This is a genomic window from Streptomyces sp. NPDC059897 (genome assembly GCF_042730865.1).
In the GTDB taxonomy this organism is placed as follows: Bacteria; Actinomycetota; Actinomycetes; order Streptomycetales; family Streptomycetaceae; genus Streptomyces.
This window is the reverse complement of sequence record NZ_JBHWKQ010000031.1, coordinates 22948-35957: the sequence shown is the minus strand read 5'-3', so window position 1 is coordinate 35957 and position 13010 is coordinate 22948. Positions and strand designations below refer to the sequence as shown.

The following is a 13010-nucleotide window of genomic DNA, read 5'->3' as shown; positions in this document are numbered from 1 at the left end:
GGCAGCTGCTCGCTTCGTTCACTTCACCGCGCCGAGGGACAGGCCCTGGACGAGCTTGTCCTGGGCGGCGAACCCTGCCGCGAGCACCGGCAGGGAGATCACGAGGGACGCGGCGCACACCTTCGCCAGGAACAGGCCCTGGCTCGTGATGAAGCCGGTCAGGAAGACGGGTGCGGTCTGGGCGACGACGCCGGTCAGCACCCGTGCGAAGAGGAGTTCGTTCCAGCTGAAGATGAAGCAGATGAGGGCGGTCGCGGCGATCCCCGGCAGGGCGATCGGGGCCACCACCCGGGTCAGGACCGTCGGAAGGCGTGCCCCGTCGATCTGCGCCGCCTCGATCACCGCGACCGGCACCTCGGCCAGGAACGACTGCATCATCCACACCGCGATCGGCAGGTTCATCGACGTGTAGAGGATGACGAGCAGCCAGATGTTGTCGAGGAAGCCGGTGTTCTTCGCGAAGAGGTAGATCGGCAGCAGGCCCGCCACCACCGGCAGCATCTTCGTGGACAGGAAGAAGAACAGGACGTCCGTCCACTTGCGGACCCGGCGGATCGACAGCGCGTACGCCGCCGGGAGCGCGAGCACAAGCACGAACAGCGTCGCGACGAGCGAGGCCACCGTCGAGTTGATGAGCGCGGGCCAGGGGCTCGCGCCGCCGTCCGCGCCGAAGAAGTCGCGGTAGCCGTCGAGGGTGAGCGAGGCGGCGAAGGACGGCGGGTTGGTGGCCGCGTCCGCCTCCGAGTGGAAGGAGGTCAGCGCCATCCAGGCGATGGGCAGGAAGAAGACGATGCCGGCCAGCCACGCGAGCAGCCCGAGTCCCTTGCTGCGCAGGAACGTTGAGAACGTCATCAGCGTGACACCTCCTCGCGGAACAGGGACGACACGACGCGCAGGGCGAAGGTCGCGATGATGATCGAGCCGATGACGACCAGGACACCGGCCGCCGAGGCGAGACCGTTCTCGTGGGCCTGGTAGAAGGACTGGTAGACGGTGTACGGCAGATTCGCGGTGCCGAGGCCGCCGGACGTGATGGTGAAGACGGCGTCGAAGTTCTGCACGATGTAGATCGAGCCGAGCAGCGCGCCCAGCTCCAGATACCTGCGCAGGTGCGGCAGCGTGAGATGGCGGAAGATCTGCCAGGCGCCCGCGCCGTCCACGCGGGCGGCCTCGATCTGTTCGGCGGAGCGCGACTGCAGGCCCGCGAGCAGGATCAGCATCATGAACGGGGTCCACTGCCAGACGAGCGAGAGCTCCACCGCGAGCAGCGGAGTGTTCGAGATCCAGTCGGGCTGGGGCCCGCCCACGTAGTGCAACAGGCCGTTGAACAGCCCGTATTCGGGGTTGTAGAGGACGTGCTTCCACAGCAGTGCCGCGGCGACCGGGACGACGAGGAACGGCGCGATCAGCAGCGTACGGACCAGGCCGCGGCCCTTGAAGCGGCGGTCGAGCAGCAGCGCGAGGGCGAGGCCGAGAACCAGGCTGGCCACGACCACCGACACCGTCAGGACGATCGTGGTCAGGACGGACTTGCTCAGGTCCGGGTCGGTGAGGACCTCGGAGTAGTTGCCGAGCCCGGTGAAGTGCCGGGCGTCCGGGTACAGCGCGTTCCAGTCGAAGAACGAGATGACGAGGGTGGCCACGAACGGGAGCTGGGTGACCACGATCATGAAGACCAGGGCGGGAAGCAGCGGCGCGCGGGTCGCCCAGGCGCGCAGCCTGCTCGGGGTGTTCGGGGCGACCGGCGCGCGGGAGGCAGGGGGCGCCGGAGCGGTCGTCGTGGTCATCGGCCCTCGTACTCCTTCGCGATCTCGGCGGCGAGCTTCTGCGACTTGGCGAGCGCCGTGTCGACTGACTGGCGTCCGGCGACGGCCGCGCTGATCTCCCGCGAGACCTTGGTGCCGAGGTCGGTGAACTCGGGGATGCCGACGAACTGGATGCCGGGCGCGGGCCGCGGCTGCACGCCCGGATCGCCCGGCCGCGCGTTCTCGATGGCGGCCTGCGTCTGCGCCTGGAACGGCGCGGCCTCCTCGCGGTACTGCGGGATGTCGTACGTGGAGGCGCGCTTGCCGGCCGGCACGTTGGCCCAGCCGAACTTCTCGCCGACGAGCTTCTCGTACTCCTTGCCGGACGCCCAGGAGATGAACTTCCAGGCCTTGTCCGGGTTCGGGGAGGCCTTCTGCAGGCCCCACGCCCAGGTGTAGAGCCAGCCGCTCGACTTCGTCCTCTCGACGGGTGCCGATACGTAGCCGATCTTGCCCTTGACGGGGGACTTCGACGCTTCGAGGGAGCCCGCCGCGGAGGTCGCGTCGTACCACATGGCCGTCTTGCCCTGGGTGAGGTTGTTGAGGCACTCGGCGAAGCCGGACTGGGCGGCGCCGGACTGACCGTGCTTGCGGACCAGATCGACGTAGAACTTGGTCGCTTCCTTGAAGCCCGTGTCGTCGAGGCGGGCCTTCCAGTCCTTGTCGAACCAGGTGCCGCCGAAGGTGTTCACGACCGTCGTCAGCGGCGCCATCGACTCGCCCCAGCCGGGCAGGCCGCGCAGGCAGATGCCCTTCATGCCCTGCTCCGCGCCGTCGACCTTCGCCGACAGGTCCGCGACCTGCCGCCAGGTCGGGTGCTCGGGCATCTTCAGGCCCTTCTTGGCGAAGACGTCCTTGCGGTACATCAGGAAGGACGACTCGCCGTAGAACGGTTCGCCGTAGAGCTTGCCGTCGTCGCCGGTCAAGGACTCGCGCATGGGGGCGAGGATGTCCTTCTGGTCGAAGGCCTCGTCCTTGCTGACGTACGGGCCGAGCGAGCGGAGCCAGCCGTTGCGGGCGTAGATCGGGATCTCGTAGTTGGAGAGCGTCGCGACGTCGTACTGGCCCGCCTGGTTGGCGAAGTCCTGGCTGATCTTGTCGCGGACGTCGTTCTCCGGCAGCACCGTGAAGTTCACCTTGATGCCGGTCTCCCGCGTGAAGTGCTTCGCGGTGAGCTTCTGCAGCTCGACCATCTGCGGGTTGTTGACCATCAGGACGTTGAGGGAGTCACCGCCGCTGCCGAGCCCGCCGGCGCCGGCCCAGCAGCCGGACAGGAGGGGGGTGAGCAGCGTCCCTGCGGCGGCCATCACGAGCAGGGGGCCCGGTGGCCTGCGTCGGCTCTGGGTTCGCATCGATGCTCCTGGACGTAAGGGGTGAAAGGGATTTACCTGGATGAAGCGGTACGGCGACGGGTGTGCGGAACCCGCCTCCGTGCCAGGGGAGTGGTGCGTGGGTGGATCAGACGCGGATGACCTGCGGCCCCATCAGCGAGTAGCGGTGGGCCTCGGACGCGGGCAGCTGGGTGCTCGTGACGATCGCCTCCAGGGCGCCCACCGGGGCGAAGCGGCAGAAGCTGACCGCGCCGAACTTGGTGTGCACGCCCGCGAAGACGGTGCGCCGCGACGCCCGGATGGCCTGCGACTTCACCTCGCTGACGGCCGGGTCGGGGGTGGTCAGGCCGTGCTCGCGGGAGATGCCGTTGGCGCCGATGTAGGCGAGGTCGACGACGAAGCCGGCGAGCATCTTCGACGTCCAGTGGTCGACGGTCGCGAGGGTGCCCGCGCGGACCCGGCCGCCGAGCAGGATCACCGTCGTGTCGTCGTTCTCCGCGAGCGCGCCCGCGGTGGCGAGCGACGCGGTGACGACGGTCAACGGCCGATCGCGTGGCAGCGCCTCGGCGATCAGCTGCGGCGTGAACCCCTCGTCGACGAAGACCGTCTCGGCGTCGCCGAGCAGCTCGGCGGCGGCCGAGGCGATCCGCCGCTTCTCCGGTACGTGCATCGTCGTGCGGAACGCCAGTGTCGTCTCGAACCCGGCGCTCTCCACCGGATACGCCCCGCCGTGCGTGCGCCGCACCAGGCCGTGGTCCTCAAGGGCCCGCAGGTCACGGCGCACGGTCTCCTTCGCGACACCGAGCGCGTGCGCGAGCTCGGTGACGTCGACGGACCCGGAGTGCCGCGCCGCCCGCACGATCTCCCGCTGTCGTTCCTCCGCGCTCATGCCCGCCGACCTCCTTCGTACCCGTCCCTGCCCGTTCGGGCCCGGAAGGGCCCGCACCGGAAGTTGTACCGGGGGTACGCCGAGGTGAACAGGCCTGGAGCGGGCCCGATGCCGCCCGTTCCTGTCCGTTTCGCGGGGCGGGCGGTCCGGCGCGGACCTGCGGGGGAGCGTGGGATCATGTGGGTTCGGGCGGGGCGGATGCCCGAACAAGGCGACGGGCGGGCCCGTTCGGTGCCCGCCCGCCTGGAAGTGCCGCCCTCAGTGGGGCCTCGGCAGTGCTCAGTGGGGCCAGATCGGCGGGTCGTTGACGAAGCGGCCGCCCATGTACTGGTGCGCCGGGTTGTCGTCGCTGAGCGGGCCGTGCTCGGCCAGCAGCTTCTCCGCGTACACCTCCGAGTCGTCCTGCGGCTCGTAGCCGAGGGCGCGGGCGCTGGAGAGGTCCCACCAGACGCGGGTGTTGGCGGAGGAGCCGTAGACGACGGTGTGGCCGACCTTCTCGGCGGACAGCGCCGCGTGGAAGAGGCGGGCGCCGTCCGCGGGGCTCATCCACACCGACATCATGCGGACGTCCGTGGGCTCCTTGAAGCACGAGCCGATGCGCACGGAGACGGTCTCGATGCCGTGCTTGTCCCAGGCGAACTGGGCGAGGTCCTCGCCGAACGACTTCGACAGGCCGTAGTGCGTGTCGGGGCGGCGCGGCGTCTCCACCGGGACCAGCGGATCGCCGTCCGCCACGCGCGGGCGCGGCGTGTAGCCGATCGCGTGGTTGGAGGAGGCGAAGACGACGCGGGGCGCGCTGCCGTCCGCGCGGCACGCGGCCTCCTCGCGCACGGCCTCGTACAGGTGGTACGTGCCCCTGATGTTGGAGTCGAGGATCTTGTCGAAGGTCGACTCCAGGGAGATCCCGGCGAGGTGCAGCACGCCGTCGACGCCGCGCACGGCCTCGCGCAGGGCGCCCGTGTCATTGAGGTCGGCGACGATGGCGTCGGGCGCGTCCTCGATCGGGCGCACGTCGAGCAGGCGGAGCTCGTAGCCGTACTGGGGCAGCAGCTCCCGCATCAGGGTGCCGAGTCCGCCGGCCGCGCCGGTGAGCAGGATGGTGCGGGAACGGGAGGGGACTGGCATGCGTGTGATCTCCGGTTGCGTGAGCGGCATTCACATTCATGGACACGCTATGAAGCGCTCCCACGGCCAGTCAAGGGGCGTGCGTGCACAGTGAGTTCGCGTGTTTTGGGTGCTTGACCGGCCACTGAAGGCCGTCCTACCGTGGCATTGTTCAGAAATGTAAACGCGAATCACAAACGTGCACACCGTGCGGTGTGCACGTCCAGGGAGAGCTCGTGACCTCAGTCCCTCTCGCCGCTCGCCTCAGCATTCCCAGCGGGCCGCTGTTCTTCCCCGTCACCGCCTACGGATCCGACGGGACCGTGGACCTCGACACCTACCGCACCCATGTGGCGCGCGGCGTCGAGGCCGGGGCCGCCGCCGTGTTCGCCTGCTGCGGCACCGGGGAGTTCCATGCCCTCACGCCCGAGGAGTTCGAGGACTGCGTCGCCGCCGCGGTCGAGGCGACGGCGGGCCGGGTGCCCGTCGTCGCGGGCGCCGGATACGGCACCGCGCTCGCCGTCCGGTACGCGCGCGCGGCCGAACGGGCGGGCGCGGACGGCCTGTTGGCGATGCCGCCCTACCTCGTCGTCGCGGGGCAGGAGGGGCTGCTCCGGCACTACACGGAGCTGGCCGACGCGACCTCCCTCGACACCGTCGTCTACCAGCGCGACAACGCGGTCTTCACCCCGGAGACCGTCGTCGCGCTCTCCCGGCACCCCAAGGTGATCGGGCTCAAGGACGGGCTCGGCGACCTGGACCTGATGCAGCGGATCGTCAGCGCTGTGCGGACCGAGGGCGCGGCGGACTTCCTCTACTTCAACGGGCTGCCCACCGCCGAACTCACCGGCCTCGCCTACCGCGGCATCGGCATCACCCTCTACTCCTCCGCCGCCTTCGCCTTCGCCCCCGAACTCGCGCAGGCCTTCCACAAGGCGCTGAACGCGGGCGACGACACCACGGTGAACCGGCTCATCGACGGCTTCTACCGGCCCCTCGTCGAACTCCGCAACCAGGGGCGGGGATACGCCGTCTCGCTCGTGAAGGCGGGGGTGCGGCTCGGCGGGCTCGACGTCGGCGGGGTGCGGCCACCACTGCACGAACCGCGCGCGGAACACATCGAGCGCCTCGTCGAACTCATCGAGCGGGGCACCAAGTTGCTGGAAGGAGCCGACGCGTGAGGACCTCGGCCTTCGTATACCCCTGGGACGTCAACGGCGACCCGGACGCCGCCCGCCGCATCGCCGACCTCGGCGTCCAACAGGTCACCCTCGCCGCCGCGTACCACTCCACGCGCGCGCTGACGCCCCGCCATCCGCGCCACCGCATCGTGACGGCCGAGCACGCGGCCGTCCTCTACCCACCCGATCAACAGCGCTGGCAGGGTCGGGAGTTGGTGCCGTACGAGGCCGGGGACTGGGCCCCCGGCGACGCCTTCGGGGAAGCGGCCGAGGCTCTCGCGGGCGCCGGGCTCGACGTCCACACCTGGGTCGTGCTCGCCCACAACTCCCGGATGGGCGCCGAACACCCGGACACCTCCGTCGTCAACGCCTACGGCGACCGCTACCCCTGGGCGCCGTGCATCGCGCAGCCCGCCACGCGCGCGTACCTCGTCGACCTGGCGGCGGAGGCCGCCACACGGCCGGGCGCCCGCGGCACCGAACTGGAATCGCTCGGCTGGTACGGCCTCGCCCACCTGCACGCCCACGACAAGACCGGCGGCGTCGGACTCGGCGAGGCCGGGCAGTACCTGATGTCGCTTTGCTTCTGCCCCTCGTGCCGCGACGGGTACGCCGAACACGGTCTGGATCCTGTCGAGTTGGCGGTTGCCGTCCGCTCGGCCCTGGATCCCGTGTGGCGGGGAAGCGGAACGGACGACGGCTGGGCGACGGTCGAGAAGCTGCTCGGCGCCGGGGCCGCGGCCGCCACGCGCGCGTACCGCGACGCCACGGCCCGCACCCTCCAGGAGGCGGCCGTCGCGGCGGTACGGGCCGCGGCCCCCGCCGGCTTCCAGGTGCTGCTGCACGCCGACCCCGTCCCGTACCACTGCGGCGCCAACGCCGGTGTCGACCCGGAGCACATCCTCTCCGTCGCCGACGGAGTCGTCGTGCCCTGCACGGGCGGGGCGGGCCAGGTGCGGCCGTTCGCGGAGCGGGGGAGGGGTGTCGTCGCCGCGAACCTCACCGTCGTACGCGGCATGGGCGGCAGCCCGGACACCCTCGGGGAGGACGTGCGCGCGGCGCGCGACCTGGGCGCCACGCAGCTGCGGCTGTACCACGCGGGGCTGGCCTCGGACGGGGACCTCGCGGCGGTGGCAGGGGCGCTCGCGGGGCTCTGACCGGCGGCGGGGCTCCGGCCGGCGGTGGCGGCGAGGCCTTGCGGATGATCAACTTCCGGAAGATTCATGGAAGTTGTGTGAACTTCTTTTGCCGGAAGCGTTGACGAAACAAGGCCCCGCTTCTAGCTTCAACGCGTCGTACTTCGTACGTCATATATGAGACGCGATACGCCATACGAGAGGCCCGCATGACCTCTGTGCCCACGCCGATCCCCTCCCGCACCCAGTACGTCCTGGAGGAGATCAAGCACCGCATCCTGACCGGGCAGCTGCGGCCCGGTCAGGCCCTGGTGGAGACCGACGTCGCCGCCCAGTTCGGGGTCTCCAAGACCCCGGTGCGCGAGGCCCTCAAGACCCTCGCCGGGACCGGACTCGTCGTGATGAGCCAGTACAAGGGCGTCACGGTGCGCATGGTGGACGCCGACATGGCCCGCGAGGTCTACGACGTGCGGCTGCTGCTCGAACCGGAGGCGCTGCGCCGCACGGTGCGCCGCCGCGCCTCCCTCGACGCCGCCCGCGACGCCCTGCACAGCGCCGCCACCGCGAGCGACACCGCCCAGCGTTCGCTGGCCAACCGGGAGTTCCATCGCGCCCTCTACCTCCCCTGCGGCAACCCGCTGCTCGGCAGGATGCTCGACGAGGTCCGCGACCAGGCCGCCCTGGTGTCCGCGGTGGCGTGGGCGGCCGACCCCTCGTGGGACCGGGAGGCCGCCGAGCACCGGGAGATCCTGGAGCTCGCCCTCGCCGGTGACGCCCAGGGGGCCTCGCGCGCCCTGCGGAACCACATCGCGTCGTTCGTCGAGCGGGCCTTCCCCGAAACGCGGGAGGACCGGGAAGAGAAGGGTGAGCACCACTCATGACTGCCACATCGGTCACGCCGGCCGCGTTCGAGACCCAGCGCGCCGCGCTCGCGGACGTGGTCGCGATCCCGGTGACCCCGTTCGCCGAGGACGGATCCGTCGACGAGGGCCAGTACCGGGCCCTGCTGCGGCGGCTGCTCGACAGCGGGGTGCGCACCCTCACGCCGAACGGGAACACCGGAGAGTTCTACGCCCTCACCCCCGAGGAGCGCCGCCTCGTCACGGAACTGACCCTCGAAGAGGTGGGGGAGCGGGGCATCGTCCTCGTCGGCGTCGGCCATGACGTGCCGACCGCGATCGAGGCCGCCCGGCACGCCCGCGAGCACGGCGCCCACATGGTGATGGTCCACCAGCCCGTTCACCCCTACGTCTCCGAGGTCGGCTGGGTCGACTACCACCGGGCCATCGCGCGGGCCGTCCCCGAGCTCGGCGTCGTCCCCTACCTCAGGAACGCGGCGCTGCCCGGCGCCCGGCTCGCCGAGCTCGGCGCCGCCTGTCCGAACGTGATCGGCGTGAAGTACGCCGTCCCGGACGCCGCGCGGTTCGCCGGCTTCGCCCGGGACGCGGGCCTCGACCGGTTCGTCTGGGTGGCCGGGCTCGCCGAGCCGTACGCGCCCTCCTACTTCTCCGCGGGCGCCACCGGCTTCACCTCGGGCCTCGTGAACGTCGCGCCGAGCGTCTCCCTGTCCATGATCGAAGCGCTTCGATCCGGCGATCACGCCGCCGCCATGAAGGTGTGGGAGCAGATCCGCCGCTTCGAGGAACTGCGCGGCGCCGACGCCTCCGCCAACAACGTCACCGTCGTCAAGGAGGCCCTGGCATCCCTCGGCCTGTGCCGCCGCGACGTCCGCCCGCCGAGCAAGGAACTCCCCGAGGCGGCCCGCGCCGAGGTCGCCGAGATCGCCGCGGGGTGGTCCATATGACCGACGCGCCCAGAGCCCGTCTGGCCCCCGAGCAGCTCCGCTCCCACCAGTGGTACGGCACCGAGGGGCAGCTGCGCACCTGGTCGCACAACGCCCGGATGCGCCAACTCGGCTACGAGGCCGAGGAGTACCAGGGCCGCCCCGTCGTCGCCGTCCTCAACACCTGGTCCGACATCAACCCCTGCCACGTGCACCTGCGCGAGCGCGCGGAGGCCGTGAAGCGGGGCGTGTGGCAGGCGGGCGGCTTCCCGCTCGAATTTCCCGTCTCCACGCTCTCGGAGACGTACCAGAAGCCGACCCCGATGCTCTACCGCAACCTCCTTGCGATGGAGACCGAGGAGCTGCTGCGCTCCTACCCGGTCGACGCGGCGGTGCTGCTCGGCGGCTGCGACAAGTCGACCCCGGCCCTGCTCATGGGCGCGGCCTCCGCCGACGTACCGGCGCTCTTCGTGCCGGCCGGGCCGATGCTGCCCGGCCACTGGCGCGGCGAGACCCTCGGCTCCGGCACCGACATGTGGAAGTACTGGGACGAGCACCGCGCGGGCAACCTCACCGACTGCGAACTCCGGGAACTCCAGGGCGGGTTGGCGCGATCTCCCGGTCACTGCATGACCATGGGGACCGCGTCCACCATGACCGCGGCGGCCGAGACCCTCGGCATGACCCTGCCCGGCGCCTCGTCCATCCCGGCCGTCGACTCCGCGCACGAGCGGATGGCCGCCGCCTCCGGGCGCCGCGCCGTCGACCTCGCCTGGACCGGGCTCAAGCCCTCCGAGATCCTCACCCCCGAGGCCTTCGAGGACGCCGTCACCACGGTGCTCGGACTCGGCGGCTCCACCAACGCCGTCATCCACCTCATCGCCATGGCCGGGCGGGCCGGAGTGCCGCTCACGCTCGACGACTTCGACCGGATCGCACGCACCGTTCCCGTGCTCGCGAACGTACGGCCGGGCGGGCAGACGTATCTGATGGAGGACTTCCACTTCGCGGGCGGCCTGCCCGCGTTCCACTCCCGGATCGCCGACCTGCTGCACCTCGAACGGCCCACGGTCAACGGCCGGTTCGGCGAGCGGATCGAGGACGCCGAGGTCCACGACGACGACGTGATCCGCACCCGTACGAACCCGGTCGCGGCCGAGGGCGGCGTCGCCGTCCTGCGCGGCAACCTCTGCCCCGACGGCGCCGTCATCAAGCACATCGCCGCCGACCCGCGACTGCTCAAGCACACCGGCACGGCCGTGGTCTTCGACGACTACAAGACCATGCAACGCACCATCGACGACCCGGAGTTGGGCATCACCGCCGACAGCGTCCTGGTGCTGCGCGGCTCGGGCCCCAAGGGCGGCCCCGGCATGCCCGAGTACGGAATGCTGCCCATCCCCGACCACCTGCTCAAGCAGGGCGTGCGCGACATGGTGCGGCTCTCCGACGCCCGGATGAGCGGCACCAGTTACGGGGCGTGCGTCCTGCACATCGCCCCCGAGTCGCACGTCGGAGGCCCGCTCGCGCTCATCCGCAGCGGCGACACCGTCACCCTCGACGTCGCCGCCCGCTCCCTCCAACTCAACGTCCGTGACGAGGAGTTGGAGCGGCGCAGGGCCGAGTGGACGCCGCCCGCCGAGCGTCACCAGCGCGGCTACGGCGTGCTCTACGACGAGCAGATCACCCAGGCCGACACCGGCTGCGACTTCGCCTTCCTGGCACGGTCCGGCACGGTCCAGGACCCGTACGCGAGCTGAACCACCCCGCACCACCGCCGGCCTTCATGGCCGACACCCCGAACACCGTCTGCGAAGCGTTTCGATACGTGCCTCGTGCAAGCGCTTTCTACGGACCCGTGAAGAGCAAGAAGCACCGACCTGAGCCACCGAGAACGGAGTTCCCGTCATGGCCCAAGCCGCAGCCGTGGCCAAAGCACCGCCGGGCGCGTCGCCGCCCCGGCGCCGCAAGTCAGCCACCCCGCGCAGGCTCCCGTATCTGCTGATCGCGCCCGCCGGGCTGCTGATGCTGGGCTTCATCGCGTATCCCGTCATCAGCGTCTTCTACTACAGCGTGCAGCACTTCAACCCGACCAAGCCGTGGCGCAACGGGTTCGCGGGGCTCGACAACTTCGTCACCGCGTTCACCAACGACCCGGACTTCTGGCGGACCTTGGGCTTCAGCCTCCAATGGGTCGTCGTCCAGGTGGTGCTGCAGCTGCTGCTCGGCCTCGGACTCGCGCTCGTCGTCAACCAGACCTTCGTCGGCCGCGGCATGGCCCGCGCCCTCGTCTTCTCGCCGTGGGCCGTCTCCGGCGTGCTGACTTCGGCCGTCTGGATGCTGCTCTACAACTCGCAGACCGGCATCACGCGCTACCTCGCCGAGATCGGGATCGGCTCGTACGGCACGTCCTGGCTCTCCGACACCGCGACCGTCTTCCCCGCCGTCGTCACCGCCGAACTCTGGCGCGGCGTCCCCTTCTTCGCGATCCTCATCCTCGCCGACCTGCAGTCCGTGTCGAAGGACCTGTACGAGGCCGCCGAGGTCGACGGGGCGAGCCGGATCCGGCAGTTCTTCCACATCACGCTGCCGCACCTCAAGGACGCCATCATCCTGTCCACGCTGCTGCGCGCGGTCTGGGAGTTCAACAACGTCGACCTGCTCTACACCCTCACCGGCGGCGGACCCGCGGGTGAGACGACCACTCTGCCGCTGCGCATCGCCTCCATCGCCGTCGACAGCCACGACTTCGGCTACGCGTCCGCGCTGACGTCCATCGCCTTCGTGATCCTCCTGTTCTGCTCGATGATCTATCTCCGCCTGAGCAAGTTCGGGGGCGAGGACAAGTGACCGTCAAGGAAGCCGAATTGACCGCCACCACGACCGCGCCCGCCCCCACGACCCGCGGCGGCAAGCACCGCGCCGCCCTCCGGCCCTCCAAGAAGGGGAGCGACGGCCCGTCCTGGGAGCACGTGCCGCGCTGGCAGATCTACCTCCCGCTCGGCGTCTACCTCCTCTTCACGCTCGTCCCCTTCTACTGGATGCTGCTCTTCGCGTTCCGGCCCGCCGGGTCGACCTCCCTCGTGCCGTGGCCGCTCACCTTCGAGCACTTCGACAAGGTGTGGAACGAGCGGTCCTTCGCGGTCTTCTTTCAGAACAGCCTGCTCGTCGGCCTCGCCTCGATGCTGATGACGACGGTCGTGGCGCTGGCCGGCGGCTACGCGCTCGCCCGCTTCAACTTCCGGATCAAGCGGGGCTTCATGCTCGCCCTGCTGTGCTCGCAGTTCATTCCGGGCGCCCTGATGCTGGTCCCGCTGTTCCAGATCTTCGCGAACCTGCGGATGATCAACTCGCTCGGCAGCGTCATCATCGCCGAGACCGTCTTCCAGCTGCCGCTCACGATGATCCTCATCAGCGGCTTCATCAAGAACGTCCCGTACTCGCTCGAAGAGGCCGCCTGGGTCGACGGCTGCGGACGCTTCCGAGCCTTCTGTGCCGTCGTGCTTCCCCTTCTGCGGCCGGGGCTTATCGCGGTCGGCTCCTTCGCCTTCGTGCACAGCTGGAACCACTTCCTGTTCGCCCTGATGTTCCTCTCCAACCAGGACAAGCAGACGATCCCGGTCGGGCTCGCCACCCTCATGGGCGCGGACTCCGTCGACCTGGGCGCGCTCGCCGCCGGTGGCGTCGTGGCCGCGCTGCCCGTGGTGATCGTCTTCGCCTTCATTCAGAAATGGCTCGTCACGGGGTTCAGCGCGGGGGCGGTGAAGGGATGACAAGCACC

The 13010-nt window shown here is 70.3% G+C and carries 12 protein-coding genes; 7 read left to right on the top strand and 5 right to left on the bottom strand.

Annotated elements, in window-relative coordinates:
• Nucleotides 1–18: 18 nt before the first annotated feature.
• The 5 genes from ACFV9W_RS28250 to ACFV9W_RS28230 all read right to left on the bottom strand — a co-directional run bounded on the left by ACFV9W_RS28250 (nt 19) and on the right by ACFV9W_RS28230 (nt 5150).
• Nucleotides 19–852, bottom strand: coding sequence for a carbohydrate ABC transporter permease (locus tag ACFV9W_RS28250; protein ID WP_385766049.1), 834 nt, complete (start codon nt 850–852; stop codon nt 19–21).
• Complete coding sequence (locus ACFV9W_RS28245; RefSeq protein WP_385766047.1) at nt 852–1787, bottom strand: carbohydrate ABC transporter permease; 936 nt, start codon at nt 1785–1787, stop codon at nt 852–854. The genes ACFV9W_RS28250 and ACFV9W_RS28245 overlap by 1 nt, the downstream gene beginning before the upstream one ends.
• Nucleotides 1784–3157, bottom strand: a complete 1374-nt coding sequence (locus ACFV9W_RS28240; RefSeq protein WP_385766044.1) for an ABC transporter substrate-binding protein — start codon at nt 3155–3157, stop codon at nt 1784–1786. The genes ACFV9W_RS28245 and ACFV9W_RS28240 overlap by 4 nt, the downstream gene beginning before the upstream one ends.
• Before the next feature lie 106 nt (nt 3158–3263).
• On the bottom strand, nt 3264–4025 hold the full coding sequence (locus ACFV9W_RS28235) for a DeoR/GlpR family DNA-binding transcription regulator (RefSeq protein WP_385766041.1): 762 nt from the start codon (nt 4023–4025) through the stop codon (nt 3264–3266).
• Between the two features lie 279 nt (nt 4026–4304).
• The gene (locus tag ACFV9W_RS28230) at nt 4305–5150 is read right to left on the bottom strand and encodes an NAD-dependent epimerase/dehydratase family protein (protein ID WP_385766038.1); all 846 of its coding nucleotides are present in this window, start codon (nt 5148–5150) and stop codon (nt 4305–4307) included.
• A gap of 215 nt (nt 5151–5365) precedes the next feature.
• On the opposite strand from ACFV9W_RS28230, the gene ACFV9W_RS28225 reads away from it, so the two are divergent.
• The 7 genes from ACFV9W_RS28225 (at nt 5366) to ACFV9W_RS28195 (ending at nt 13002) form a co-directional block, all read left to right on the top strand.
• Entirely contained in the window at nt 5366–6310 is a 945-nt protein-coding gene (locus ACFV9W_RS28225; RefSeq protein ID WP_385766036.1) for a 5-dehydro-4-deoxyglucarate dehydratase, read from the top strand.
• Nucleotides 6307–7467 carry a hypothetical protein gene (locus tag ACFV9W_RS28220; protein WP_385766033.1) on the top strand — a complete coding sequence of 387 codons (1161 nt, stop codon included), beginning with the start codon at nt 6307–6309 and terminating at the stop codon, nt 7465–7467. Before ACFV9W_RS28225 ends, ACFV9W_RS28220 begins: the two co-directional genes overlap by 4 nt.
• A gap of 188 nt (nt 7468–7655) precedes the next feature.
• The gene (locus ACFV9W_RS28215) at nt 7656–8327 is read left to right on the top strand and encodes a GntR family transcriptional regulator (RefSeq protein ID WP_385766031.1); all 672 of its coding nucleotides are present in this window, start codon (nt 7656–7658) and stop codon (nt 8325–8327) included.
• The gene (locus ACFV9W_RS28210) at nt 8324–9250 is read left to right on the top strand and encodes a dihydrodipicolinate synthase family protein (protein WP_385766028.1); all 927 of its coding nucleotides are present in this window, start codon (nt 8324–8326) and stop codon (nt 9248–9250) included. The genes ACFV9W_RS28215 and ACFV9W_RS28210 overlap by 4 nt, the downstream gene beginning before the upstream one ends.
• On the top strand, nt 9247–10989 hold the full coding sequence (araD, locus tag ACFV9W_RS28205) for an L-arabinonate dehydratase (protein ID WP_385766025.1): 1743 nt from the start codon (nt 9247–9249) through the stop codon (nt 10987–10989). The genes ACFV9W_RS28210 and araD overlap by 4 nt, the downstream gene beginning before the upstream one ends.
• Before the next feature lie 148 nt (nt 10990–11137).
• Nucleotides 11138–12079 carry a carbohydrate ABC transporter permease gene (locus ACFV9W_RS28200; protein WP_385766022.1) on the top strand — a complete coding sequence of 314 codons (942 nt, stop codon included), beginning with the start codon at nt 11138–11140 and terminating at the stop codon, nt 12077–12079.
• 17 nt (nt 12080–12096) lie between these two features.
• Nucleotides 12097–13002, top strand: coding sequence for a carbohydrate ABC transporter permease (locus tag ACFV9W_RS28195; RefSeq protein WP_385766019.1), 906 nt, complete (start codon nt 12097–12099; stop codon nt 13000–13002).
• Nucleotides 13003–13010 lie beyond the last annotated feature (8 nt).